Annotated in this window: 27 protein-coding genes and 2 tRNA genes; 4 read left to right on the forward strand and 25 right to left on the reverse strand. The window is 34.7% G+C overall.

Going from position 1 to position 25,660, the window contains the following annotated elements:
- Nucleotides 1-98 precede the first annotated feature (98 nt).
- Nucleotides 99-581 (forward strand): LiaI-LiaF-like domain-containing protein, encoded by a 483-nt coding sequence (locus tag D2K60_RS18060; RefSeq protein ID WP_117170466.1) that lies wholly within the window; start codon nucleotides 99-101, stop codon nucleotides 579-581.
- A 39-nt stretch (nucleotides 582-620) separates the two neighbouring features.
- On the opposite strand, the gene yihA is transcribed toward D2K60_RS18060, so the two are convergent.
- From yihA to D2K60_RS18090, 6 genes are all read right to left on the reverse strand, one after another.
- Entirely contained in the window at nucleotides 621-1,211 is a 591-nt protein-coding gene (gene yihA, locus D2K60_RS18065; protein WP_117170467.1) for a ribosome biogenesis GTP-binding protein YihA/YsxC, read from the reverse strand.
- Between the two features lies 1 nt (nucleotide 1,212).
- Nucleotides 1,213-3,531, reverse strand: coding sequence for an endopeptidase La (gene lon, locus D2K60_RS18070; protein WP_117170468.1), 2,319 nt, complete (start codon nucleotides 3,529-3,531; stop codon nucleotides 1,213-1,215).
- A 24-nt stretch (nucleotides 3,532-3,555) separates the two neighbouring features.
- Complete coding sequence (lonB, locus tag D2K60_RS18075) at nucleotides 3,556-5,208, reverse strand: ATP-dependent protease LonB (protein WP_117170469.1); 1,653 nt, start codon at nucleotides 5,206-5,208, stop codon at nucleotides 3,556-3,558.
- Nucleotides 5,209-5,348: 140 nt separating this feature from the next.
- A complete protein-coding gene (clpX, locus tag D2K60_RS18080) occupies nucleotides 5,349-6,629 on the reverse strand; it encodes an ATP-dependent protease ATP-binding subunit ClpX (RefSeq protein WP_117170470.1) in 1,281 nt (426 codons plus the stop codon).
- A 377-nt stretch (nucleotides 6,630-7,006) separates the two neighbouring features.
- On the reverse strand, nucleotides 7,007-8,296 hold the full coding sequence (tig, locus tag D2K60_RS18085; RefSeq protein WP_117170471.1) for a trigger factor: 1,290 nt from the start codon (nucleotides 8,294-8,296) through the stop codon (nucleotides 7,007-7,009).
- Nucleotides 8,297-8,460: 164 nt separating this feature from the next.
- Entirely contained in the window at nucleotides 8,461-9,444 is a 984-nt protein-coding gene (locus tag D2K60_RS18090) for a hypothetical protein (RefSeq protein ID WP_117170472.1), read from the reverse strand.
- A 420-nt stretch (nucleotides 9,445-9,864) separates the two neighbouring features.
- Between D2K60_RS18090 and D2K60_RS18095 the strand changes: the two genes are divergently transcribed.
- A complete protein-coding gene (locus D2K60_RS18095; protein ID WP_117170473.1) occupies nucleotides 9,865-10,188 on the forward strand; it encodes a hypothetical protein in 324 nt (107 codons plus the stop codon).
- Nucleotides 10,189-10,227: 39 nt separating this feature from the next.
- Complete coding sequence (locus D2K60_RS18100) at nucleotides 10,228-10,860, forward strand: NAD(P)-binding protein (RefSeq protein ID WP_117170474.1); 633 nt, start codon at nucleotides 10,228-10,230, stop codon at nucleotides 10,858-10,860.
- Nucleotides 10,861-10,894: 34 nt separating this feature from the next.
- Here D2K60_RS18100 and D2K60_RS18105 read toward each other — a convergent pair whose 3' ends face one another.
- The 7 genes from D2K60_RS18105 to D2K60_RS18135 all read right to left on the reverse strand — a co-directional run bounded on the left by D2K60_RS18105 (nucleotide 10,895) and on the right by D2K60_RS18135 (nucleotide 17,423).
- The gene (locus tag D2K60_RS18105; protein ID WP_117170475.1) at nucleotides 10,895-11,662 is read right to left on the reverse strand and encodes a sirohydrochlorin chelatase; all 768 of its coding nucleotides are present in this window, start codon (nucleotides 11,660-11,662) and stop codon (nucleotides 10,895-10,897) included.
- Nucleotides 11,663-11,694: 32 nt separating this feature from the next.
- Nucleotides 11,695-12,477, reverse strand: coding sequence for a uroporphyrinogen-III C-methyltransferase (cobA, locus tag D2K60_RS18110; RefSeq protein WP_117170476.1), 783 nt, complete (start codon nucleotides 12,475-12,477; stop codon nucleotides 11,695-11,697).
- 87 nt (nucleotides 12,478-12,564) lie between these two features.
- Nucleotides 12,565-12,891 carry a nitrite reductase small subunit NirD gene (nirD, locus tag D2K60_RS18115; RefSeq protein ID WP_117170477.1) on the reverse strand — a complete coding sequence of 109 codons (327 nt, stop codon included), beginning with the start codon at nucleotides 12,889-12,891 and terminating at the stop codon, nucleotides 12,565-12,567.
- A gap of 20 nt (nucleotides 12,892-12,911) precedes the next feature.
- On the reverse strand, nucleotides 12,912-15,323 hold the full coding sequence (gene nirB / locus D2K60_RS18120; RefSeq protein WP_117170478.1) for a nitrite reductase large subunit NirB: 2,412 nt from the start codon (nucleotides 15,321-15,323) through the stop codon (nucleotides 12,912-12,914).
- A gap of 211 nt (nucleotides 15,324-15,534) precedes the next feature.
- On the reverse strand, nucleotides 15,535-15,834 hold the full coding sequence (locus tag D2K60_RS18125; protein ID WP_117170479.1) for a hypothetical protein: 300 nt from the start codon (nucleotides 15,832-15,834) through the stop codon (nucleotides 15,535-15,537).
- Nucleotides 15,835-16,023: 189 nt separating this feature from the next.
- Nucleotides 16,024-16,659 (reverse strand): hypothetical protein, encoded by a 636-nt coding sequence (locus D2K60_RS18130; protein ID WP_117170480.1) that lies wholly within the window; start codon nucleotides 16,657-16,659, stop codon nucleotides 16,024-16,026.
- 11 nt (nucleotides 16,660-16,670) lie between these two features.
- The gene (locus tag D2K60_RS18135) at nucleotides 16,671-17,423 is read right to left on the reverse strand and encodes a gamma-glutamyl-gamma-aminobutyrate hydrolase family protein (RefSeq protein ID WP_117170481.1); all 753 of its coding nucleotides are present in this window, start codon (nucleotides 17,421-17,423) and stop codon (nucleotides 16,671-16,673) included.
- A 248-nt stretch (nucleotides 17,424-17,671) separates the two neighbouring features.
- Between D2K60_RS18135 and D2K60_RS18140 the strand changes: the two genes are divergently transcribed.
- On the forward strand, nucleotides 17,672-17,863 hold the full coding sequence (locus D2K60_RS18140) for a DUF6366 family protein (RefSeq protein WP_117170482.1): 192 nt from the start codon (nucleotides 17,672-17,674) through the stop codon (nucleotides 17,861-17,863).
- Between the two features lie 221 nt (nucleotides 17,864-18,084).
- On the opposite strand, the gene D2K60_RS18145 is transcribed toward D2K60_RS18140, so the two are convergent.
- From D2K60_RS18145 to D2K60_RS18205, 12 genes are all read right to left on the reverse strand, one after another.
- Nucleotides 18,085-18,807 carry a hypothetical protein gene (locus tag D2K60_RS18145; protein WP_117170483.1) on the reverse strand — a complete coding sequence of 241 codons (723 nt, stop codon included), beginning with the start codon at nucleotides 18,805-18,807 and terminating at the stop codon, nucleotides 18,085-18,087.
- Between the two features lie 130 nt (nucleotides 18,808-18,937).
- Nucleotides 18,938-19,549 carry an Ltp family lipoprotein gene (locus tag D2K60_RS18150; protein WP_117170484.1) on the reverse strand — a complete coding sequence of 204 codons (612 nt, stop codon included), beginning with the start codon at nucleotides 19,547-19,549 and terminating at the stop codon, nucleotides 18,938-18,940.
- A 151-nt stretch (nucleotides 19,550-19,700) separates the two neighbouring features.
- A complete protein-coding gene (locus D2K60_RS18155) occupies nucleotides 19,701-20,063 on the reverse strand; it encodes a hypothetical protein (protein WP_162880789.1) in 363 nt (120 codons plus the stop codon).
- A gap of 333 nt (nucleotides 20,064-20,396) precedes the next feature.
- A complete protein-coding gene (locus D2K60_RS18165) occupies nucleotides 20,397-20,597 on the reverse strand; it encodes a hypothetical protein (RefSeq protein ID WP_117170486.1) in 201 nt (66 codons plus the stop codon).
- A 382-nt stretch (nucleotides 20,598-20,979) separates the two neighbouring features.
- Complete coding sequence (locus D2K60_RS21045) at nucleotides 20,980-21,519, reverse strand: DEAD/DEAH box helicase (protein WP_240335346.1); 540 nt, start codon at nucleotides 21,517-21,519, stop codon at nucleotides 20,980-20,982.
- 14 nt (nucleotides 21,520-21,533) lie between these two features.
- Nucleotides 21,534-21,629 carry a DEAD/DEAH box helicase family protein gene (locus tag D2K60_RS21050; protein ID WP_240335347.1) on the reverse strand — a complete coding sequence of 32 codons (96 nt, stop codon included), beginning with the start codon at nucleotides 21,627-21,629 and terminating at the stop codon, nucleotides 21,534-21,536.
- A 595-nt stretch (nucleotides 21,630-22,224) separates the two neighbouring features.
- A tRNA-Arg gene (locus D2K60_RS18180) sits at nucleotides 22,225-22,298 on the reverse strand.
- Between the two features lie 4 nt (nucleotides 22,299-22,302).
- Nucleotides 22,303-22,376, reverse strand: a tRNA-Gly gene (locus D2K60_RS18185).
- 143 nt (nucleotides 22,377-22,519) lie between these two features.
- Entirely contained in the window at nucleotides 22,520-23,038 is a 519-nt protein-coding gene (locus D2K60_RS18190; protein ID WP_117170488.1) for a metallophosphoesterase, read from the reverse strand.
- A gap of 15 nt (nucleotides 23,039-23,053) precedes the next feature.
- A complete protein-coding gene (locus D2K60_RS18195; RefSeq protein WP_117170489.1) occupies nucleotides 23,054-23,647 on the reverse strand; it encodes an XTP/dITP diphosphatase in 594 nt (197 codons plus the stop codon).
- An 11-nt stretch (nucleotides 23,648-23,658) separates the two neighbouring features.
- On the reverse strand, nucleotides 23,659-24,399 hold the full coding sequence (gene rph, locus D2K60_RS18200; RefSeq protein ID WP_117170490.1) for a ribonuclease PH: 741 nt from the start codon (nucleotides 24,397-24,399) through the stop codon (nucleotides 23,659-23,661).
- A gap of 105 nt (nucleotides 24,400-24,504) precedes the next feature.
- A complete protein-coding gene (locus D2K60_RS18205) occupies nucleotides 24,505-25,614 on the reverse strand; it encodes a GerMN domain-containing protein (protein WP_117170491.1) in 1,110 nt (369 codons plus the stop codon).
- Nucleotides 25,615-25,660 lie beyond the last annotated feature (46 nt).

The raw sequence follows: 25,660 nt of genomic DNA on the forward strand, positions 1-25,660 counted from the left end.
TAAGTATAAAACTTAATTATATACATACTTTATCATATTTAATAGCTACAATCAACAAATTAATACTATTTAATAATTATTATAAAAAGGAGTTACAAATGCGCAAAAAACACACGCTAACGGCTTTTTTGTTAATTGGAATTGGAACTTATTTTTTATTAAAACAATTACAATTCCCAATTATTACTGATTTTTACTCATGGCCTACTTTATTGATCATTGTTGGAATTGCTTTTCTTTTACATAGTTATATCGCTAAGGACTATGATAAATTATTTCCTGGTGTGATTATATTAGGTATTGGAATTCATCACCATGGATTAACGCATTATGCTTTCTGGATTGATCATTGGGGAATTTACACGATAATAATTGGTTTGGCATTTTTAATACGTTATCAAAAAACAAAGTCAGGTTTATTTCTTGGTTTAATTTTATTAGCACTATCATTTATTGCTATCTTTGCGTCTAATCAACCTGGCTGGTTCCACTGGATAAATGAGTTTATGGCTTTATTAGAAACTTTTTGGCCACTCGCACTTGTATTGTTTGGTGCCTATTTATTATTCAATAAAAAATAGCAAGTCGCATAGTATTATGCTGACTTGCTATTTTTTTTGTTATTTATTCTGAAGAAAAGAATCTATTGTTTTCCATGCTTCTTCTTTCCCTTGTGCCGTTTCGGAAGAGAAAGGAATAATCGTATCTGTTGCTTCTAGATTCAACGTCTCTTTTATTCTTTTCACATTTTTTGCAACTTGATTTTTTTTAATTTTATCTAATTTTGTTGCGACTACTATAACCGGAATATCATGATGTTTTAGAAAATGATACATCGAAACGTCATCTACACTAGGCTGATGACGCATATCTACAACTTGAACAGCAGCTCGTAAGTTATCACGTTCCAAAAAGTATTCTTCAATCATGTTTGCCCATACTTCACGTTCTGATTTTGAAACTTTTGCATAACCATAGCCAGGCACATCGACAAAATGAAAGAAATCATTAATTTTATAAAAATTAAGTGTTTGTGTTTTTCCTGGTTTTGAAGATGTTCTAGCTAACGCCTTACGATTAATTAATTTATTAATGAATGAAGACTTTCCAACATTTGATCTCCCGGCTAACGCAATTTCCGGAAGACCCCCTGCTGGATATTGTTTTTGTGAAACGGCGCTTATAATTATTTCTGCTTTTGTTACTTTCATATTAATCCCCCACTAAAGCATGCTCTAATACTGTGTCTAAATGTTGCACAGGTATAAATGTTAACTCCTCACGTACACTTTTAGGTATTTCGTCTAAATCTTTTTCATTCTCTTTTGGAATAATAATGGTTGTTATTCCAGCACGATGTGCACTCAAAGCTTTTTCTTTTAAACCACCAATAGGTAACACTCGACCACGTAAGGTTATCTCACCAGTCATACCAACTTCTTTTTTTACAGCACGATTAGTAAGTGCTGATACCAATGCAGTTGCTATCGTAATTCCAGCAGAAGGACCATCTTTAGGTGTTCCACCTTCAGGTACGTGAATGTGAATATCATTTTTTTGATAAAAATCCGGATCCACATTTAGCACTTCGGCACGTGAGCGAATATAACTAAAGGCTGCCTGTGCGGATTCTTTCATGACATCACCTAACTTACCGGTTAACGTTAACTTACCTTTACCAGGTACAATACTAACTTCAATCGAAAGTATATCTCCGCCAGCAGACGTATAAGCCAGTCCCGTTGCCGTTCCAATCTGATCTACTTCCTCCATCATACCATACTGAAACAAAGGTTTACCTAATAAGTTTTCCAATTGCTTATCTGTTACAATCACTTTCTTTTTATCTTCTGAAATAATAATCTTGGCAGCCTTTCGACTTAAAGACGCTAATTGACGTTCTAATCCACGAACACCAGCTTCTCTCGTATAGCGACGAATTAATTTTAACAAGGCATCATCTCTTAATTGGAGTTGCCCTTTTTGTAGTCCATTTTCTTTTGTCTGTTTAGAAAGTAGATGTTCTTTAGCTATATGTTGTTTTTCTAACTCCGTATACCCTGCTATCGAAATAATTTCCATCCGATCTAATAAAGGACGTGGAATGGTTTGTAGCGTGTTAGCTGTCGCAACAAACATCACTTGGCTTAAATCGTATGTTTCTTCAATAAAGTGATCACTAAAGTTGCTATTTTGTTCTGGATCCAATACTTCTAACATTGCTGATGATGGATCACCTCTAAAATCGCTTGCCATTTTATCTATTTCATCTAATAAAAAGACAGGGTTCACTGTTTCCGCCTTTTTCATGCCTTGCATGATTCTTCCAGGCATTGCACCAATATATGTTCTACGATGCCCTCTAATTTCAGCTTCATCACGAACACCGCCCAAAGAAACACGAACAAACTTTCGATTTATTGCCCGGGCAATAGATTTAGCTAGCGAGGTTTTTCCAACCCCTGGTGGACCAACTAAACAGAGAATTGGTCCTTTTAATGATTTTGTCAAATGTTGAACAGCTAAGTATTCTAATACTCTTTCTTTAACTTTTTCTAAACCATAATGATCTTCATCTAAGATCATTTCAGCGTGATGAATGTCTAAATTATCATCTGTCTTATTCGTCCATGGTAATGCTAGTAACCATTCAATATAATTCCTTATTACGGAACTTTCTGCTGATGTTTGGGGTACTTTTTCAAATCTATCCAATTCTTTATTTGCAATTTTCAAGATACGATCTGGCATATCTGATGCAAGGATCTTTTCTTTTAAATCTGCAACATCACCTGTTTTGCCATCTTTATCGCCTAATTCTTTTTGAATAGCTTTCATTTGTTCACGTAAGTAGTACTCCTTTTGGGTTTTTTCCATTGATTTTTTTACATGTAGTCCTATTTTCTTTTCTAAATCCAATACTTCTCTTTCATTTGAGATATATTGAATCAATAACTTTAAGCGTTTCTTTACCTCATTTGTTTCTAATAATTCTTGTTTAACTTTTATTTTAAGCGACAAATGAGAAGCAACAATATCTGCTAAAGTACCTGCTTCTTCTATATCTTTTACTGCATCGTAGGTTTCTTTATTTAGCTTTGTTGAAATCTTTATGTACTGATCAAATTGTTCCAATAAAGAACGCATTAAAGCGATTTCTTCATTTTTACTAGCATGTTCATCCTTAAAGTTTTCTATTTCTACAATAAATTGTTCTTTGTCTTCGATAAATTGAACAATCTGCCCTCTGTTTAAACCCTCTACTAACACACGAAAGGTGCCATTAGGTAGCTTCAACATCTGTTTTACTTTTGCGACTGTACCAATTCGATGTAAATCTGTTTCGTTTGGATCATCTATTGAACTGTCTTTTTGTGCTACAAGAAAAATGGTATTATCTTCTACCATTGCACGTTCCAAGGCATGTACGGAACGTTCTCTACCTACATCTAAATGTAAAACCATCGTGGGAAACACAAGAATGCCCCGCAATGGAAGTAGTGGTATTTTAATATTGCTTGTTTCAGTCATTTCTGTACCTCCAAATCGCATAAATTAACTTGATTTCTTATCATTATAAAGCTTTTCTGTTGATGTAGTATTTGTTTCTAACACATACGGTAATGCTTCTTGAAATGTCTCAATAGGGATGACTTTAATTCCTTCAATCTTTTGTGTTAATGCTTGGTGATTTGCTTTCGGTATTAATACCCTTGTAGCGCCAGCATCTTTGGCTGCTTTTATTTTTATTGTAACGCCACCAATAGGTAAGACTTGTCCATAAAGACCCATTTCTCCCGTCATTGCCACATTACAACTAATCGGAATCTTTTTCATACAGGAGTATATACCCATTGCGATGGCTAAACCTGCCGAAGGACCATCAACTGGCGTCCCACCAGGAAAATTGACATGAATATCATACTGATGTGCTGGTACGCCAATTGATTTTAAAAAGGTGACCACAGTTTCTACAGAAGCTTTGGCCATACTTTTTCGTTTAATCGACTTTGATTGCGTTCCTATCGTTTCTTCCTCTGCTATACCTGTAATGATTATTTTAGAATCTTTTATTGCTGGTAACAGCAATACTTCAAGTGGCAACAAATAACCTGTACTAGGACCAAGCAAGGCCAATCCGTTTACTTTACCAATTTTACTTTCTAATGGTATTTGACTAATAGGACGTGGTGTTAACCTACTTATTTCAGTAACCCATTCCATATCAGCTATTTCAATTGATTGTCTGTTTTCTTTCATTGCAACACTTGCAGCTATTTGAATAAGATTAACTGCCTCACGACCATTTTGTGCATAAACAGCTAACATATTTAAAGCTTCATCTGATAATGGCACACCTACTTTACCACTGGCGCGCTTTGCAATTGTTATCATATCCTCTTTCTCTAAGTCACGGAAATATATTTCCAAACAACGCGATCTGATTGCGGGCGGAATTTCTTCTGGCATGCGTGTTGTTGCACCAATCAAACGAAAATCAGCAGGTAATCCTTCTGTAAAGATCCGATGAATATGACGTGGAATATTTTGATTTTCCTCACTGTAATAAGCACTCTCATAATGGACAACACCATCTTCGAGCACTTTTAGTAATTTATTCATCTGAATTGGGTGTAATTCGCCAATTTCATCAATAAATAATATTCCTCCATGGGCATTTGAAACTGCTCCACGTTTAGGTTGAGGGATTCCAGCTTGCCCCATCGCGCCTGCACCCTGATAAATAGGATCATGAACAGAACCAATCAAGGGGTCAGCAATACCACGTTCATCAAAACGCGCTGTTGTTGCATCCAATTCAATAAAAGGAGCGCTCATAACAAAAGGTGAATCTTTATTTTTTCTCGCTTCTTCTAATACTAATCTTGCTGCAGCCGTTTTCCCAATGCCTGGTGGTCCATAAATTAGAACATGCTGCGGATTACTATTACATATTGCTGCACGTAATGCTTCAATTCCATCTTCTTGTCCAACCACATCTGATAAAACTTTTGGCCTAACTGTTTCTGATAATGGCTTGGTCAATCGGATATTTTTCATTGCACGTAATAATTCAAGTTCTCTCTTTGATTCTTTTTCAATGACATTTTTACTAGATCGCTGGCTCTTTAACATATTCCAGAAATAAAGCCCAATAATAATGCCAAAAAACAGTTGAATAATCATTACTATACTAACAAGATCCATATGCTACCTCCGAAATTTAAGATACTTGTTAGTATTTCCTCAAATTCAATACCTAAACCAAAAAAAAACGAATTAACTTATATGTATAGTGAAATCCCTTGCTATTAGATAACAAGGGATTTCTATCAAATTATAATGCTTTAAGCACTTTCTTCTTTAGGTGTCTCTTTATTTTCATCTTGCACTGTTCCATCTTCTAAGATCAATTTCGGACGACCATTTTCCAATGTAACAGTTTCCTTTGTAATAACACATTTAACAATGTCATCACGTGAAGGTAATTCGAACATCACATCCAACATGATACTTTCAAGAATTGAACGCAGTCCACGTGCACCTGTTTTTCTTTCAATTGCTTTTTTAGCAACTTCTACAAGTCCATCTTCCTCAAATTCTAATTCAACATTATCGATTTGGAACAATCGTTCATATTGTTTAACTAATGCATTTTTTGGTTTTGTTAGAATTTCTATTAGTGCCGCTTCATCTAATGGCTCTAGACTCGCAATAATAGGTAAACGACCAATGAATTCAGGTATTAGACCAAACTTCAATAAATCTTCTGGTAACACTTTTGATAGAAGTTCACCTTTATCCATTTCGTTATTCTCTGTGTCAGCACCAAAACCAATCACTTTTTTACCTAAACGACTTTTAATAATCTGATCAATACCATCAAAAGCTCCACCACAAATAAATAGAACGTTCGTTGTATCTATTTGAATAAATTCTTGGTGCGGATGCTTACGTCCACCTTGAGGTGGCACACTAGCAGTAGTACCTTCAAGAATTTTCAGTAATGCTTGCTGGACACCTTCACCAGAAACATCACGTGTAATCGATGGGTTCTCAGATTTACGAGCAACTTTATCAATCTCATCTATATAGATAATACCTTTTTCAGCCTTTTCTACATCGTAGTCAGCTGATTGAATTAACTTCAATAGAATATTTTCTACATCTTCACCAACATACCCAGCTTCCGTTAATGATGTTGCATCAGCAATTGCAAATGGAACATTCAATATACGTGCTAATGTTTGTGCTAATAGTGTTTTACCACTACCAGTTGGACCGATCATAGCAATATTACTCTTCGCAAGTTCTACATCATCAGTACCTCTTGTTGCGTTGATTCGTTTATAGTGATTGTATACGGCTACAGAAAGATTCTTCTTCGCTTTATCTTGACCAATTACATAGTCACTTAAAATATCACGTATTTCTTGTGGTTTTGGAACATCTTTGAATTCTACTTCTTCGTCTGTTCCTAACTCTTCTTCCACAATCTCTGTGCATAATTCAATACATTCATCACATATATAAACTCCTGGACCAGCAACTAACTTTCTTACTTGATCTTGGCTTTTTCCACAAAACGAACACTTCAATTGTCCTTTTTCTTCATTAAATTTATACAACTATTTCACCCCTCAAGTGTAAAAATATCTATTTGATAGGAAGAAGCGTCTACATCCCTGTACCTTATAGCCTCTCTTCAACATGATATCAGATAAAAGCATGATTACAAAGTAATACACATTTAAATCTAAAAACAGTCTTTCCTATCTTACTTGTTACTAAACAAACGTTGAATTAAAATCACCTACAACGTTTGTTTACTTTTAATTAATTGTTCACTCTATTATGTATAATATTTGTTACATGTCAAATGATTTGTTGTAAGTTATGTTATGTATGTTGTTCTATTCTTTGAATTATAGAAGAGAAAACAAGGCACGTATTCGATGTACCTCGTTTTCTAATCCCTATAATCTCTTAACTCAATCTAAACTTCTTATTTTGTTTTACTGTTTTCTGCAAGAAAGTCTATTGATTTCTTGAATTTAAGGTCGTCTTTAATCGCATCAGTATTTCCACCAAGCATTTGTGTAAGTTGTTCGATATCAACTTGATACATACCTGCCATTGTTTCTAATTCTTTATTTACATCTTCGTCAGTTGCTTCAATGCTTTCTGCAATTGCGATTGCATCAAGTGTAAGGTTTGTTTTTACACGTTTTCCAGCATCTTCTTTCATTTGTTCTTTAAGCGCGTCGGCATCTTGACCAGAGAACTGATAATACATATCTAGTGTCATACCTTGTTGTTGTAACTTCTGTTCAAATTCACGTAACATACGATCTAATTCACTCGTCACCATTACTTCTGGAATGTCAACTTGTGCATTATCAGATGCTTGTTGAATAAGTGATTCACGCTTATTATTTTCAGCTTCTGTTTTCTTTTCTTCTTCTAAACGCGTTTTAATTTTTTCTTTTAATTCTGCAAGAGTTTCTACTTCTTCATCAACATCTTTAGCGAATTCATCATCCAATTCTGGTAACTCTTTACCTTTAACTTCATGGATTTTCACTTTAAATGTAGCTTCTTTACCAGCTAGTTCCTCTGCATGATACTCATCAGGGAAAGTTACTGTAACTTCTGATTCTTCTCCAGCCTTTTTACCAACTAGTTGTTCTTCAAATCCAGGAATGAATGAACCAGAACCAATTTCTAATGAATGATTCTCAGCAGCTCCACCTTCAAAGGCTTCTCCGTCTACAAAACCGTCAAAGTCCATTACAACAGTGTCTCCGTTTTCTATTACTGAACCTTCATCTTTAACAACAAGCTCAGCTTGGTGTCCTCTTTGGTGTTCTAATTCACCTGTAACATCTTCATCTGTTACGTCAACAGTTTCTTCTTCAACTACTAAACCTTTATAATCACCTAATGTTACTTCAGGCTTAACTGTAACAGTCGCTGTGAAAATAAGATTACTTCCCTTTTCAATCTGAGCAATATCAACTTCAGGTTGATCAACTGGCTCAATACCTGTCTCTTCAATAGCCTGTGTGTAAGATTCTGGTAGAATAATATCCACCGCGTCTTGGTAAAGTGACTCTGCACCAAAACGTTGTTCAAATAATCCACGAGGTACTTTACCTTTACGGAATCCAGGTAGTTGTACATCTTTCACTACTTTTTTGAAAGCTTGATCTAATGCTTCGTTGAATTTTTCAGCTTCCACTTCAACTGTTAAAAGGCCTTTATTACCCTCTTGTTTTTCCCATTTTGCTGTCATACTATTCCCTCCAAAAAAATCTATAAATAATTATATTTGCCGTTCATTCATTGTACGATACTTCTTATACGAGACCGAACGCAAATTGCAACCACCTTATTATAACATAAACGTCCGGCCTTTCAAGATTTAGAATCAAGATCAAATGTTATTTCTAATTCTACTTATTCTTCCATTATTGAGAAGTAGATTTTCTCGCAATATAATATTTCATCTATGTAATGCTTAACATCTTCATTTTGTAGTGTTTCAACTACTTTTGTTTCGTCAATAAACGATGAATTAACAAGGTATAATAAAGCTTTTTTCATCGTATTTGTTTCCGACTTATCCACAATAAAGGGATATCTTACATATAAGTATCTGTATAACAATTGATCTGCAAGCTCAAATAATGATGGATTATCTTGTTCGAGTTTCTCTAAACTTTTTCTTATGTCATTACGAAAAGGGTGATCCATAATAAAAGGGTATGTACTTGAATTAATAACCATTACTTTTGAAAATTTCTCAATACTTATGTCTTCGTCAATTGACTCTGCTTGTAATAAACCCAATATGGAGGTTTTAATTACTGGATGCACAGTCTTATTTAATAAGACTTCTTGAAATAGATTTAGATACGCTGATAAATCACTTTGATGTAAATGATTAACTAAGTGCCATTGTAATACTGTATCTTCTTGCTCAACAGCAGCCTCTAGCTCTTTTACTGTCGACATAGCCTGTTTTTCTTGTTGCTCTTCTCGTAACCTTTCATTTAAATGATAAAGCGTTTCTAATTGCGTTTTGAAAGGGTCAGGAAGTCGTTCGTGAATTACATCCTCTAACAATTCAGATACTTCTTGATATTTACTCGCTTGAAACAATAAGGTAGCATATATATGTATGTATGAGAAGTAATTATCATCTTTCTTTGCAAGTAATGTTTCACATAAATCTTCTGCTTCTTCCTGCATCCCAAGTTCCATTAAACACGTTAGCTTTCCAACGGATATTTCTTGATTATTAATTTCATACGAAAGTAATGTGTCAAATCCATCTAAAGCTTCATGAAACCTTTTTTCACGCAAAGCTTGATACGCTTCACTTTCTAAATCCTTCTTCCATTTTGGGAAAAGGACGACTTTTTGTTCATTATGTTGCATGAGACATCCCACTCTCAGATAATAGTTTGTATTGCTATGTTATTGGAAACAATAAACCTAGGCAATATTATTCTATTTTTACTATTTTATCTTATAAATCATTCCCTTTTTTAAATCGATTCAAACAAGACAGTTTTTCAGTTAAAATACAAATCCTTACTACGTAATCTGTTTTCCAATCAATTTATATTTATATTTGTAACAATTTAGAAGGTGTTACTTTAACCGATATTTTAAATTATTATCCGTTTATCTACATATTAATTAAATGCTCCTCCTTATTACTTATTATAATACTACTTTTACATCAAAATTAAAAACTTTCATTTTATTTATTTGAAAATTCTGTTATCATAACACTACTTATTTGTATATCATACTACTTTTATAGGTTAATATGAGGTATAGGAGGTGTAATTCATGTCTAACGAACAGAGTGCGATTAAATTAGAAGTTGTTGCTAGAAGGGCGTTAAATATAAAGCATAAAGGCGGAATGTCTGGTACTATCTCAAAGGATTTTATATTGCATCAAAATGGCGCCTTTACAATTATTTGCGCTTCTCTTGCTCCTTATTATCTAAATGCAACCAGCGAAGAAAGAATTACCTTAGACTCTATGATTGATAACTATAGAATACTAAATGACTGTGATACAAAAACTTACTTTAAAATGATGGGCCTAGCGGCTGAAGAATTACGTAATTTGTTAAACCATCTTGGCGTACAAGATGCAAATTATTAGTTTGGTAACACAAGATAATACTAACAAAGGGTTGTGATAATGATGGCTTCTATACCAATGATGATTGATGTAAAAGGACAAAAGGTTGTAGTAGTTGGTGGTGGAAAGATAGCCCAAAGAAGGATTACGACCCTACTTGATACTGATGCGATTATTAGTGTAATAAGTCCAACAGTAACGAAAACAATCGAATCATTACATATTCAAAAAAGTGTCTATTGGCAGGAAAAGGTGTTTGAAGAAAGTGATTTAGATCATGCTTTTCTTATCATTGTTGCAACTAATAACTCCGCTATTAACCATTGGGTGATTGAATCAGCTCCTAAAAACGCATTAATTAATGCAGTTGAAGATGCTACACAAGGAAATGTACAGTTTCCGATCCATTTGAAACGTGGGAAACTATCCATTGCGATCTCAACAACTGGCGCAAGTCCAGCGTTTGCAAAAAAAATAAAACATGAATTAGAAAATGAATATGATGAACGGTATCAAGCCTATATGGATTTTTTATTTGATGCACGTCAATTAGTAAAAACTGCAAACATAGATAGTAACGAAAAGAAAAAAATATTACATTCACTTATTAATGAAGAATTACTTGATTCACACTTACAAAAAAAAACACTTCATTCTTTAAGAATAGAATTACATAAAAAAGCTAGCGAATGATCTATTGATAAATCATTCGCTAGCTTTTTTATTATCAAATCAATGTTGGAATAGGTTCTTCATTCTTAATTGCTTCTTCTACTCTATTTTTTAATTGTTCACAAACATAGTCATGGTCTCCAAGATAATCACAAATAATTACTTCTTGCTCTGGTTTCAAACTTAGTTCATCTACGAATTCTCTTATTTCCTTCATTAATATCCCTGTGAAAAGCAAATAAGGCAGGATTACGATATGTTCTGCACCAGTTGAGACTGTTGCTTGCAGTTTTTCTTTGAATTTAGGTGTAGCTGCAGCGAGGAAACATTTTTCAATAGAGGATACATGCACTCTTTCTTGCAAAGAATCTGCAATTGATTGAATATCATTTACGGCATCTTGATCACTACTACCTCTGCCAACGAGTAAGATTTTCGTATTAGACGTTAAGACAGTCTGCTCTTCTAATCTCTCTACTAATACATCATTCATTCTCTCCTGAACACCAATAGGTTTCCCATAGCTAAACTGCACGTCTTTATACTTATTCTGGCCGTGTTCTAACTCTTCCGGTATATCTTTCTTAGCATGACCAGCTGTTAGTAACAAAACAGGTACAACAGCAATTTTTGTTGCTCCTTGCTTAACACATTGATCGATACCTTCCATAATAGATGGTTTTGCCAGCTCTAAAAAACAATATTCTTGTATTTCGGTATCAACTAACTTCATTGTCTTCTCAATGAAATTAATTGCTTCTTGTGCTGCTTTTTTTACGCGACTACCATGACAAACATATAATACAGCTTGAATCTTAACCACTCCTTTTTGCTATTACACATAAACGTTCCATTCTAATAGGCTTCTTTTAATTCAAAATCAACCTTACTAGAATTAATTTGCTTCAATTTGTTAATTCTTTCTCTGAAACGAACAATTTCTCCAATAACAATCATAGCTGGATTTTGAATCGCTTCCGCTTCAACAATAGAAACGATTGATTCTATTGTCCCTACTACTGTCTTCTGCTCATCCATTGTTCCTTGCTGGATGATTGCTACAGGTGTATCCTCACTCTTTCCATGCTTTAAAAGTTGATCACAAATATAAGGTAAATTTCCTATCCCCATATATATAGCTAACGTATCCACTGCATGGGCAAGACTCTCCCATTTAATATCATTAGGCTTACCCTTTTGACAATGTCCAGTAACTACCGCAAAAGAATTACCTAACTCTCGATGTGTTAACGGAATATCCGCATATGCTGGGGCAGCAATTCCTGCAGTAACTCCAGGAACAACTTGATAATCTATTCCATTTTCAGCTAACACTTCCACTTCTTCAGCGCCACGCCCAAATATAAAAGGATCGCCACCTTTAAGTCTTACAACTGTTTTACCTTGCAATGCATATTTAACTAATAAATTATTAATCGTTTCTTGTATCATCATATGATACTTTGGTAGTTTTCCGCAATAAATTAAATTGGCATTTGTCTTAGCTTCTTTAAGTAACGCTTTATTAACAAGGCGATCATATAAAATAACATCCGCTTGTCTAATCAATTTTAATGCTTTTACCGTTATTAATTCGGGATCACCTGGACCTGCTCCAACAATATACACTTTCCCCATAATGAACCCTCCTCTCTAGATTTAAGACCGTCACTGTTGATGCCACTAACATGAAGAGACTACTATACTTTCATATAGAAAGTCTACTTACTTCTGATCCATTAATACATATACTTGATCTTCCGTAACCTCAGTAGTATAAGTTTGGACACAACCTTCATCTGGTGCTTGCGCCTTTCCATCAACCATACTTATCTTCCAATCATGCATTGGGCAAAAAACATGGTCACCACTTACCATTCCTTCAGCTAATACGCCGCCTTTGTGTGGACAACGATTTTCAATGGCACGGATATCTCCACTAGCTAATTTAAAGACCGCAACCTCTTGATCACCAATTATAACAGTTTTTCCAAGCTTTTTCGGCAATTCAGAATAATTGCCCACGAAAATGCGTCGTTGCGTTTTTTCCATATCGATATCCCCCGATTGATTTATTTAGAAATAGACGGAACATTTACTTTTTCATACAGTTCTCTTAGTGTTTCTTCATTATTAATTACTTCACTCCAAGGTTCCTGAATGGCATCCAAAGCAATATCCATCCGTTCATTTAGCTCATCACGAGTCTCTTTGACTGCTAATATTTCTTTAACATGGTCAATACCTAAGCGATCTACCCAGCCAGAAGTTCTTTCTAAATAATTTCCTGTTTCTCTATAATATTGCAAGTATGCTCCGACCCATTCCATTACTTCATCCTCTGTTTTCACCTTACACAATAGATCACCTTGTCTAAGTTCTGTACCTCCGTTACCACCAACATGTAACTCCCAGACACCATCTAGACCAACGATACCGACATCTTTAATTCCGCCTTCTGCACAATTCCTAGGACAAGCAGATACAGCCATTTTTAATTTATGTGGTCCAGATATACCTTCAAATTTTTTCTCTAATTTAATTCCCATACCTGTTGAATCTTGTGTACCGAATCTACAGAATTCAGAACCTACACACGTTTTAACTGTACGAAGACCTTTCTGATACGCATGACCAGATTTCATCCCTAGATCTGCCCACATATCTGGTAAGTCTTGTTTCTTAACACCAAGTAAATTTATTCGTTGTCCTCCTGTTAACTTAATCATACCGACATCATATTTATCTGCTGCATCTGCAATTTTCCTAAGATCAACAGCATTTGTTACACCACCATACATTCTAGGAATAACACTAAACGTGCCATCCTTTTGAATATTGGCGTGTAGACGTTCATTAACGTATCGAGATTCCTTTTCATCCTCATAATCAGTTGGATTAAGCATACCTAAATAATAATTTAAAGCCGGTTTACACTTCGAACAACCTTCTTCATTTTTCCAACCTAAAACATTCATAACTTCACGCGTATGTGTTAGTCCTTTTTCTTTAATTTCCTCGATTACTTCATCTCTAGATAACGTTGTACAACCACAAACAGATACCTTTTGATTTTCATTATAATCATCACCAAGTGTGTATTCTAGCAAATCAGATACAAGTGATTTACAGGTTCCACAAGAGCGAGATGCATTTGTACAGCCTTTTACTTCTTCAAGTGACGTTAAACCTTTTGTATTAATTGCATCGACAATTGTGCCTTTACTTACCCCGTTACATCCACATATTAATTCATCATCTGGCATTTCAGCTACTAAACTTGCCCCTGACTGTTCACTATCGTTAGCATTTAAATATTCTTCTACGTTTGCTGCCTTTTTAATAAGACTTAACAGTCGTGTACCATCTTTTGTATCACCAAATAAAACAGCACCTGCTAATTTACCATCTTCTACTATTAACTTTTTATAAGTGCCATTCCATTCATCAAATACTTTTATTGATTTCGTATTTTTATCTTCAACTATTTTACCCGTTGAGAAGACATCAACACCCGAAACTTTTAATTGTGTAGAAACAACCGTTCCTTGATAACCAACACCTGTAACACCACATAACTGCTTTGCTAATGCTTGCCCTTGTTCATATAAAGGAGCTACTAGTCCATATACCATCTCTTGGTGTTCGACACACTCACCAACAGCAAATATATTTGGCGTCTCAGTCTCCATATAATCATTAACAATGATACCTTGATTAACCTTAATTCCATTCTCTATCGCCAATGCTACATTAGGCTTGATACCAACTGCCATAACAATTAAGTCAGCCTCAATTTCCTCACCATCATTAAATTTAAGACCACTCACTTTTTCGTCGCCAGTAATTTCTACCGTTTGTTTATTTAATAGAAAATTCATTCCTTGTTCTTTTAATTCTTTTTCAAGAAGTCGTCCTGCTGATTCATCTAACTGACGATCCATTAAATAATCATTTATATGGATCACGTCCACTTCCATACCTAAGTTTAGTAAACCACGAGCTGCTTCAAGACCAAGTAAACCAGCACCAATAACTGCTGCCTTTTTATATTTTTTGGAATATTCAATCATTTTTTCACAATCTTTAATATCGCGAAATCCTGTAACACCCTCTTTATCAGCACCTGGTAAAGGTAAAATAAACGCCTTAGATCCAGTTGCTATAATTAATTTATCGTATAGCTCTTCTCGACCTTTATCCGTAAATACTACTTGGTTTGTTTTATCTATATTTATGACTGTTTCGCCTGGGTATAGTCGTATATTATTATCTTCGTACCATTGCCATTCATTTAATGTGATATCACTTACATCTGTATCACCTTGTAGAACTTTTGATAATTGAATTCTATTATAGTTCGGATATGGTTCGCTACCGAAAACGGTAATCTCAAATTCATTTGGTTTAAGTTTTAATACTTCTTCAATCGCTCTAATTCCTGCCATCCCGTTTCCAATTAAAAGCAACTTTTGTTTTGGCATGTGAGTAACTCCTCCAAATAGTTTAATTTTCTGATAATTTATCTTATAACTAATATAAACACACTTAAAACATGTATTCAATTTACTTGTTAGATAAGCTAACAGTGTAATTATTGCGTGCGCTTACATTAAAACGCAGATAAATAACACAAAAAAGACAACCTACTAGTATGTAGATTGCCTTTTGCCCAACTATAATTCCATAAAATTACTATTCAACTAAATGCGTAAACTGCTTCGAATGTTCCATTGCAAACTGAATAATTTGTTTGTAGGTATGTTGATCAAATTGATTTCTAGAAGGACTATAGATCTTTGCTGTCCCTTCATCAATTATTTTAATTCTTTCACCACCACGAACATAAAGCGTTACGTATAGGAAAGGCTCTGTCATATTGTTTTCAACAAGAAATTCTTTAGGAAACACTGCATTAATGAGCAGACGGTCTTCCACATATTTTAAGGAAAGATGGCTAAAAAACTCAAGATTCTTAATATCATTTATAAACAATGAAAAGTCCCCCTTCTCAATCACCTAAGCTTACATAATCTTAATTTTAACATATAAATCCAATTCATAATGTACTATTTCCATTAAATTCTGATTACATTTAATGAATACCTTTACATTATTTCACACATCTACTCAGAGAATCAAATGCACTGTCTAGATATAGCTGCTAATTGCGAATAGCCCGTCTCAATTGATCAATTTTTCAATAGCATCTCTTTTGTAATGATTGATCACACCTGGCTTAGAAGATATATAATCGACAATTACATCTTTTTCAAGTTCTAAGGTGAGTCTCAATCCTTTGATAATCATGGTGAGATATTCCTCAGAAGGTTTACGAAAAGGAACATCTAAATCCCAGTCTGCCGTAAATGTTACAATTGGATAGCCATCTACATCACCTAAATAAAGTAGCGTACCATACCACGAATCTCTATATGTCATGACACCATTTTTAATCAATTCAGCTAAATCTATATCTAACTCCGCTTGATTATTTTCTTGTTTAACAACATCCAAAAACTGATCGACTGTAATTAAATATTTTCTACTATATGTAAGATATTTTCCATCCTTTTTCAATCCAATAAATGCTACCCCTTGTTTTTGCCAACGTACAGAACTTTTCGCGAAATATAAAGGTAAATTCATTTTATATGTTGCTTCTTTTAATGGTAGTGACTTATCTTTACACCCGACTTCTACTTTAGAAGAACCCTCTGGCTTGCCACCTTTTATATAACATAAAAATCTATCTCTATTTAAATTTGAGCCATAGCTGGCATACCAAACATATTCGAGCTTTTTCAACTTCTGATCCATTACGTCACATCCTAAGGAGATTTAGAGAAATTAATATTTTCAACTTTGCTACAGGCATGAACAAATACTTGAAAAAGATCTTGCATTCGAGAATCTACATGTGCCATCTCCTCTGGATGCCACTGTACGCCTAACATAAACGGAGCATCACTCGGTCCTTCGACTGCTTCTATTACACCATCAAGAGCAGTTGCTACCGTTATAAGATTAGGTGCAAGCTTGTTAATCGATTGGTGATGCATACTGTTTACCCGTATTTTCGTATCATTAAGGATTTTATATAATAAACTTCCTTCTTTAATTTGTACGTCATGTGTTGGATCTTCCCTATCGCTTTGCTGGTAGTGCTTAATTGCTTTAGAGTTAGCCGTTTCAATATCTTGAATAACCGTTCCACCCAGCGCGGCATTTAACATCGTTATACCTCTACATATTCCAAGGAGTGGTTTATTTTGTTGTTGCGCACTTTTAACAAGATCAATCTCCATTAGATCTCGCTTTAAATTGGTTTGCTGCAATTTCGGTTCAGGATTGGCATGATATGAATAAGGATCAACGTCTTCACCACTACTTAAAATGATTCCATTACAGATGGACACCCATACTTCAGCCATATCTTTCGGACCTGTCGGAATAACAACTGGCACACCTCCTGCTGTTACTATTGCCTGAATATATTTTTCATGCAAATTAATACTCGGGAGTTTATTATGTGTAACGTTTGAACTTGTAATGCCAATAACTGGTTTTAATGATTGTTTCATTTATTGCTCCACTCCTTATTCACGCTTGAACTCTGCCTGTATATTTTGTTTGAAAACAGTTAAAATATACACCTTAGTGCCAGAATGCTTGCGTTTTGATAAGGACGTGAAGATTAAAAATCTTTTTAGCATTTAATAGGAAATACTATGATTTAATCTAAAAACCTAGATTTTCTGTAATATTTTTCATTTAATTACAAAAAAACAGTATGTAAGTGTTAAAATAAAAAGAAACTGGAGGTGAAGGAATGGATAAAGAGAAAGAAAAACCTGAAGCTAGAAGGGAAAGAATGCTTCAAAAAGAACTAAAACATTCCTCTAGCAGTTTTCAAGGAAGCAACCTCTCTCGCTCACTCGGTGGCACAAGTTGGAAATTCACTGGAACTATGATTATCCTACTCATTGTAGGGTTTGTAATCGTATCATTATTTATAAATTAAGAGAAGAATGATTCAGGCGTGGGTCGGGAGTTCGAATCTCTCCTGGGACACTATCAGAAACCTTGTAAACTAAATGTTTATGACCACTGTAAGCACAGATTTAGACACAGTTGAGGGTAATCAATCTTCTCTTACAAGACCAACTTCTTCGCGCAAGCCATTGTATTGCTTTATGACTGCTCTCGTTTCACGCATCGATTTCATTATGTTTATTACATAAACTATTTAGATAAACTTGTTAACATACTAGATGAAAATGTAATTACCCAGTGTCTCAAAATGGCCATTCCTTCGAGTGTTAGTTCAATTTTATTATCCTTTATAAACATTAGGTCTTCATACTTAAATTCCTGTCCAGTATGCGAAGTTAATGTTGTGCAAGTATTCTTAATTTTTTTAAGATGTCTTTCGTTTAATGTGCCATTACTGTGTATGATAGCGTGTCTATATTGCCTGTAAATTTCATATATATAAAAGTAATCAACTACTCCAAATCCTTTACTATTAGTAAAAGTTTTGAACTTTGGTATCTCTGCCAATAAAACATGAGGAAGTTTTTTGGGGCTAAAGCCAACCTCTTCGGAAATCTTTCTTTCCTCCTTCCCTTGGTCTCTAAGAATAGCGGAGTATATCTCCTCCAGTAATATATCTAGAATACTTATCGTTCGTATAAAATAATCTTCTACAACAACATTCTTCAGTTCACCCTCGAACATGTTCACTATTCTGTCCCTACGCAAGTCAGAAGAAACAATCTCTACAGGTAGTCTAAATTGTTCAGGTATATTACCAGCAGGATCTATAATAAAGTCATCGGTCTTAGTCTTATAATGTTCCTTACTAATATCATTCGCCTTTACCAACAGTGAATACTTATTAAAGTTTTTAAGGTTTTTGAATTCTGCATCAATTATTAGTCCTTCAATGTCTTCTATTAAACTCAAATTAACACCCTCCCTATCAATATATTTCGACAAGAAATGAGGGAAATCCTGCAACTAATCACAAAAAGAAAAGACACCTCATTGAGATGACTTTAGGTTTGTTTTTCTTCTGTTATCATTTTCAATAATGTTAAAGTCCTACTTCATCAGCGGCATAATTTGCGTGTTCTTCACTAAATCCGTTGAAATCTAGCTGGTTAATCAATGAACTTCTTGTGTAATTTTCATTATATTTTAAAATAACTTCAGCATCTAGTACTGCTTGTTCTTGCCAATCAACACTTAGTTCGTTTACTCCATAAGTTGCTTCTTCATTACTAAATCCTTCGTACTCTAGCTGCCCTATTAATTCAATTTTAGAGAACGATGAATCTACTAAATATCCTTCAGCCATTAGTATCGCTTGTTCTTTCCAATCAACACTTATTTGGTTTACTGCGTCAGTTGCTTCTTCAGTGCTAAATTCTTCAGACTCTAGCTGCTCTTTTAATCCAATTTTAGAGAACGCTTGATTGTCTAAGCGATACTCAGCCCTTCCGATTGCGTCTGTTGGCAGTGCTTCATTCGACTTTTCTATTTTCTCTTCAATTTTCTCTTCAATTTCTAGAGTATCTTCTTCTGTTAACACTTCATCACTGTTAGCCTCTTCTTCTTGCAGTTCATTTTCACTAGTAGCTTCACTATCATTGCATGCTCCTAGTAAAAATAAAAAACTAATTAAAACAACCAATAACTTTTTCAAACCCTAACCCCCTATGTATTATTACATAGAATTATATCATTTATTGGATTCTTTTACCATAATTCAAAAGCACTGTATTGTGTGCTTAGTAGAATTTTTCATAGGTTAATATTTTCTTTCGGTTCCTGCAATAAATTACAAAAAAGACACCTCATTCAGATGTCTTATCTTGCTTTTCGATTCGATATATCATTTTCAAATACTCATTGCCTTCTGCTTGTTGTTCAACAATTTTACCTAAAGCCATCAATATGGCACCAAGCACTACGCTGCCTAATAATGCAGTAATTGCTGAAGTCCACATGCTAGTTAGTTGTGGTTTTAAAAACAATATTTCATCAGCATGCGTAGAAGGATAGTCCTTAATATCATTCCATGTTTCCCAATCAAATGCTGATATAATTCCGATAGCTCCTATTGCACCTACTATAATAATAAAAATTCCTAGTTTGTTATAAAACGTATTACTCATATTTATCCATTCCTCTATATTGGATTCTTCTATCTTATACAATAATAATCCTGCTTAGAATAGCTTTATTCGACATGATATAAGTGCAACCTCCGCCTATTGCTACAATCCCTTCACGTATCCCAAAAGAAAAAGCACCCATGTTGGATGCTTGTTTCTCTCATATTGATTTGTATATTTCTTTTAGGTTTTCTGAAAAAATTTCTCTCCATTGCTTAACATTATCTTCTTTATTGTTGAAGTTAAATACTTGCCCGTTTTCAAAATGGATCTTAAGGGTTGCATTATAACTATCGCCTTGATTGTAATCAGCTTTTACAATTTTACTTTTTATTGTTTCAAAATCGACTGATCTTTGGTCTATGATTACATGAATTACTTTATCGGTGTAGAAGAGGTAAATATCTTTTTTCCTTCGGCAAAGATATTTTTTCCATAAAAATGCTTAACATCTTTCTTTTCAATAACTTCTTCTAATTCTCTAGGCAGCTTTTTAGTTAAATCAAAATATATTGGAATTTGTCTTTTAACTAAATCAGCATGGAAATCATCATAACTATAATTCTCATTACCCATACAAATCATCTCCTTTTCTATAACTGTTACATTCGTCAAAAAGAAAGCAATTCCCACATTAAATTAACAATGGACAACCTTATTTGGATTTCTTGTCGAAATTAAATGTTATTCCATCATTGACGATAGATTCTCCTATACTAAAATTGGAAATTATTATCTTGTAACTACCAACTTTATATTCAATGGTTTCAGAATCTTCTACTAAAGGTTCATTTGTATTGTTATAAAATTTTATCAGTTATTGGATTGTTTTATCATGATAAAAAGACAGTTTAAGATACCTAATTAAGTAAATTTATTATCAACATATATTATTAATTCCTTAATTACAATAGTGAATTTCATAGTTATTATTGCAGTTATAAATTATTTCTTTAAATTAGATCCTGCAGTAATAGCTGGCAATCAAATGAGCTGGATGCCATAAAAAATCAAGTAACAATAATTCAGTTTTCCCAGGATATAGTCGGGTACCACGCCCAATCATCTGGATATAAAGACTTCTTATTTTGGTAGGTCTTAAAACAACCACACAATCTACGGATGGACAATCCCAACCTTCTGTTAATAACATAGAATTACAAAGGACATTGTATTTACCACTATCAAAATCTCTTAATATTTCTGCTCGATCTTTTGACTCTCCATTAACTTCTGTTGCTTTAAATCCCTTTTGATTAAGTAATTCCGTAAACTTTTGACTTGTTTTGACAAGTGGAAGAAAAACTACTATTTTTCTGTCGCTAGCCACTCTAACCATTTCATCTACAATTGATTCAAGATATGGATCAAGCGCACTTCCTAATTTACTTGTTTTAAAGTCACCTGCTTGTTGGCCAACTGCTGACAAGTCTAATTTCAAAGGGATTGTTAATGCCTTTATTGGGCTTAGATATCCTTCTTTTATGGCTTTTGGCAAGGTATATTCGAAAGCTAATGATTCAAAACTCTTTGATAGCTATCAGATATACAGTGATGTGCTTCATCAATGATAATCGTGTCAAAAAAGTCTGCATCAAATTTTCTCAATCGTTTATCTCTCATTAATGTTTGAACACTACCTACTACCACTCGATAAAAGCTACCTAATGATGTTTGCTCTGCTTTTTTTCAGTCGCACATTTTAGTCCTGTTGCTTGTTCTAACTTATCTTCAGCTTGATCTAGTAATTCACCCCTGTGGGCAAGGACGAGAATACGCTCGCCCTTCTTTTTAGTCCGTGACGTTTCAATTTCTGTAAGCAATATGTCGCGACGTGGCAGGCGGTCATCGGCGGTCATGTCCCTGGAGGTTTATTTTACGAACTAATGTTATTATCCCGCGCCGATCGTAGCGTTAATATACTTACGAACGAATAAACGATGTAACTCGTAATCGCTAATAGTTCTATCATTTAATCCAGCCGCCTTCATTTGTCTCGACACCGTAGCTAAGGCCCGTTATTTCGTTTGGGTTTTGAGTTCGAGTTGAATAAACCGGATAAGTCCGTTCGAACTGTGAGCGAGGGTTTGCGTTTGGTCATAAAAAAATAAGCCTCCTAATCGCAGGTTGACCGGTTCAGTGACCGATACAACTAACGGATTAGAAGGCTTATATAACGTGGCTTAGCGCCGTTTTTTAATAGTGTCCCAGGAGAGATTCGAACTCCCGACCCACGCCTTAGAAGGGCGTTGCTCTATCCAGCTGAGCTACTGGGACATAATGGAGCGGGTGAAGGGAATTGAACCCTCGACATCAGCTTGGAAGGCTGAGGTTTTACCACTAAACTACACCCGCGTGGTATTGATTTATGTACGAAAAACACACTAACTTTCGCAACAGACAAGACTTATTATATTAAGTTTTTAGGCTTTTGTCAATATATTTAAGAAAAAAGTTATACAAGAAATATAAATAATCTATATTTCTTGTATAGAATATCATTTTATTGTTGTCTCGAGGCCTAAATCCTTTACTCGATTACCATCAACATCATAAAAATCAACTGCTAATTGTCCACTTGTTTCCCAAGATAAAATCGCATAGGTTTTTTCTTCACGAACGCGCGGTAATCGGATACTACCGGGATTAATGATTACTTTGTTGTTTATTTTCTGTGCTACAGCAATATGGGAATGACCGTGACAAATGATTGTTGCTCCTAATTCTTCTGCTCGTTTAACAATCGGCTTCAGAGAAGTTTTCACTTGATGCATATGACCATGAGCTACATAAAATTTTAAATCATCGACAGCAAAATCTAATTCATCCGGATATTGTGAATCAAAGTCACAATTTCCAGTGACTTTCATGAAGTTATCCATTGAACTAGCATCAAAGTCTAATTCAGAATCGCCACAGTGAATCATTTGGTCAACCTCATCCTTGTGACGTTCTTTAATTTTTTCAAGTTCTTCTGTTAACCCGTGACTATCACTGGTTATTAATACTTTTGGCATAGTACCCCTCGCTTTCTAAAGATTCTTTACCCATTCTTCTATTTGTTTTAACGCATTTCCTCGGTGACTAATATCATTTTTTTGATCAGAGGTGAGCTGCGCCATTGTTAGACTACTCCCATGTGGTTGGAAAATTGGATCGTAACCAAATCCAGACGTGCCAATTGGTTCATGTGTTATCTTCCCCTCACACGTTCCACGTTTAACGATTGGTTCTTGGTTTGGTCTTACTACCGCAAGTACACAAACAAAACGAGCAGAGCGGTTTACATCAGCTACATCATGCATTTCTTCTAATACTTTATGTAGATTCTTTTGATCATCTTTTTCTTCTCCTGCATAACGAGCAGAGTATACACCTGGTCGTCCGTCTAATGCATCTATTTCTAGACCAGAATCATCAGCTAAAACAGGAATTTTAAACTTTTCTGCAATTGTCGCCGCTTTTATAATGGCATTTTCCTCAAAAGTACTACCTGTTTCTTCAATATCGTCAATCGGTTCTTTTAAATCCAATAAAGAAGTCACTTTAATATTATATTTTTTAAATAATAATTGAAAATCTTTTACTTTACCCTTATTTTGGGTCGCAATCATGATTTCTTTCATCATTTATCCCTCTACTTTTCTAAATAAGTTGCCCATTGTTGTAATGCATCTTTTTGGACATCAAATATTTCTTTTAAACCTTTATCTGCCAAACCTAACATCGTTTGTAATTGCGCTGGACTAAATGTAGCTTCTTCACCAGTTCCTTGAATCTCTACAAACTCTCCGTTACCTGTCATCACGATATTCATATCGACATGTGCTTGCGAGTCTTCGATGTATTCTAAATCTAAAACTTCCGTCCCATCTGGCATTACCCCAACAGAGATTGCTGCTAAATAATCAGTTATTGGCATTTCTTTAATTGTTCCTTTTTCGATCAATGTACCAAATGCATGAACCATTGCAACAAATGCACCTGTAATCGATGCAGTACGTGTACCACCATCGGCTTGAATAACATCACAATCAATCCAAATTGTACGTTCGCCAATCTTATCTAAATCGACAACTGCACGTAAAGCACGTCCAATTAAACGTTGAATCTCCATCGTTCTTCCAGATACTTTTCCTTTTGAAGATTCACGAATATTCCTTGTGTCAGTAGCACGTGGCAACATAGAATATTCTGCTGTTATCCAGCCTTTTCCTTTATTACGCATAAATGGTGGAACACGGTCTTCTATACTTGCATTACATATTACCTTTGTATCTCCAACAGTAATTAACACGGAACCTTCTGGATGTTTTGTATAACCGGTCTCTATTTTTATATCTCTTAGTTGATCTACTTCACGCTCACTTGGTCTCATCTAATCTTCCTCCTTCTAATTCTTTCTAATCGTAACATATTTTTACCCATTTCGATAACTTCATGCAAAGAAAAAAGGAGCTGATTGTTCCAGCTCCTTTTCCTATTACAAACTTCCGACTGGTACAAAGGTTTCCCTTGAAACAGGTTCACTATAAGGAACACCATGTTCATTAAATACTTGTTCAACATCATCGACATTTACAGAGACTGCTTCTACATTAACTTGATCTGTCAATGTCAATACGAGTGTTTCCATCACTTCATCAGATATCGCTCCACTTGCCTCATCACTTAGAATTTCCTTGCTAAATGTTACCTGCAAGACACCGTCCTCTATCGTCGGTTCTTCCATTATTGTTGCACGAGGATTGAAAACATTTAGTAAACCGAGATCATAAGACGGCCCATCTAACAATGCTTGTACAACTGATTGATAAACATTATCTTCAATCATCTCAACATGCTGTGTTACAGGCACATAATATAATTGTTCACCTTGCTGTGTGGGATAGTAAAGCGTTACAGCTTTACTATCCAATAGATCAACACCATCTGCATGATAAACATTAATACCATTTGCACGTGAATACCCATCTGTTAATGGTGTCCCATTTACAGGCATTTCCTTTTGTTCAATTCCATTAATCCAAAGATTAATTTTATTAACATTATCAAATTGTGTGAGTGTATATGTCATTGCTTGAATGATTTGCTGCTCTTCTTCTGGTAGATATTCTGTGAACTCTTTCGATAAATCAACAACTAATGTACCATCTTCCTCTAAATTTAAACCTAGAATTTGTGTACCTGCTGGTAATACTGCTTCAAATCCACTTGGTAAACTATTTGTGACAGGACCATCTTTAATTAAGTATTCTAATACTTGTGTAGCTACTTCATTTGTTTCCGTTTTAGGTAATTCCATTGTTTGTGGAACCACCATTCCTTCTTCATTTATTAAATATAATTCTCTCGGAACTGTTTCTGCCTCTGTTGTTGTAACATCTGCGTCTGTTTCTTCATCTGTCGTTTCAATCGTCTCTTCCTCAACTGTGTCATCCGTTTGGTCCGTATCAGTTGTTTGGCCAACTGGTACATCTATTTCTTCCAATGTTTGTTCGCCTTGAAAAAGTCCACATCCAGTTGTCAAAAATAATACAAACAAAATCGGTAATCCAATTCGTATTGTCAGTCTGCCTAATCGCATACTCATGTTTTTCCCTCCTACGATGGTTTGTATTATTATGTATACGAGCTAT

Source organism: Paraliobacillus sediminis (assembly GCF_003426055.1).

Coding starts and splice junctions, on each gene's coding strand:
- D2K60_RS18130 (WP_117170480.1), bottom strand. CDS start 16,659: ATGGATCAGAAGTTGAAAAAGCTCGAATATGTTTGGTATGCCAGCTAT.
- D2K60_RS18195 (WP_117170489.1), bottom strand. CDS start 23,647: ATGAAAGAAATCATGATTGCGACCCAAAATAAGGGTAAAGTAAAAGAT.
- D2K60_RS18100 (WP_117170474.1), top strand. CDS start 10,228: ATGATGGCTTCTATACCAATGATGATTGATGTAAAAGGACAAAAGGTT.
- D2K60_RS18165 (WP_117170486.1), bottom strand. CDS start 20,597: ATGGGTAATGAGAATTATAGTTATGATGATTTCCATGCTGATTTAGTT.
- D2K60_RS18205 (WP_117170491.1), bottom strand. CDS start 25,614: ATGAGTATGCGATTAGGCAGACTGACAATACGAATTGGATTACCGATT.
- lon (WP_117170468.1), bottom strand. CDS start 3,531: ATGACTGAAACAAGCAATATTAAAATACCACTACTTCCATTGCGGGGC.
- cobA (WP_117170476.1), bottom strand. CDS start 12,477: ATGGGGAAAGTGTATATTGTTGGAGCAGGTCCAGGTGATCCCGAATTA.
- yihA (WP_117170467.1), bottom strand. CDS start 1,211: ATGAAAGTAACAAAAGCAGAAATAATTATAAGCGCCGTTTCACAAAAA.
- D2K60_RS18140 (WP_117170482.1), top strand. CDS start 17,672: ATGGATAAAGAGAAAGAAAAACCTGAAGCTAGAAGGGAAAGAATGCTT.
- tig (WP_117170471.1), bottom strand. CDS start 8,296: ATGACAGCAAAATGGGAAAAACAAGAGGGTAATAAAGGCCTTTTAACA.
- D2K60_RS18095 (WP_117170473.1), top strand. CDS start 9,865: ATGTCTAACGAACAGAGTGCGATTAAATTAGAAGTTGTTGCTAGAAGG.
- nirB (WP_117170478.1), bottom strand. CDS start 15,323: ATGCCAAAACAAAAGTTGCTTTTAATTGGAAACGGGATGGCAGGAATT.
- D2K60_RS18090 (WP_117170472.1), bottom strand. CDS start 9,444: ATGCAACATAATGAACAAAAAGTCGTCCTTTTCCCAAAATGGAAGAAG.
- D2K60_RS18190 (WP_117170488.1), bottom strand. CDS start 23,038: ATGCCAAAAGTATTAATAACCAGTGATAGTCACGGGTTAACAGAAGAA.
- D2K60_RS18135 (WP_117170481.1), bottom strand. CDS start 17,423: ATGAAACAATCATTAAAACCAGTTATTGGCATTACAAGTTCAAACGTT.
- lonB (WP_117170469.1), bottom strand. CDS start 5,208: ATGGATCTTGTTAGTATAGTAATGATTATTCAACTGTTTTTTGGCATT.
- rph (WP_117170490.1), bottom strand. CDS start 24,399: ATGAGACCAAGTGAGCGTGAAGTAGATCAACTAAGAGATATAAAAATA.
- nirD (WP_117170477.1), bottom strand. CDS start 12,891: ATGGAAAAAACGCAACGACGCATTTTCGTGGGCAATTATTCTGAATTG.
- D2K60_RS18060 (WP_117170466.1), top strand. CDS start 99: ATGCGCAAAAAACACACGCTAACGGCTTTTTTGTTAATTGGAATTGGA.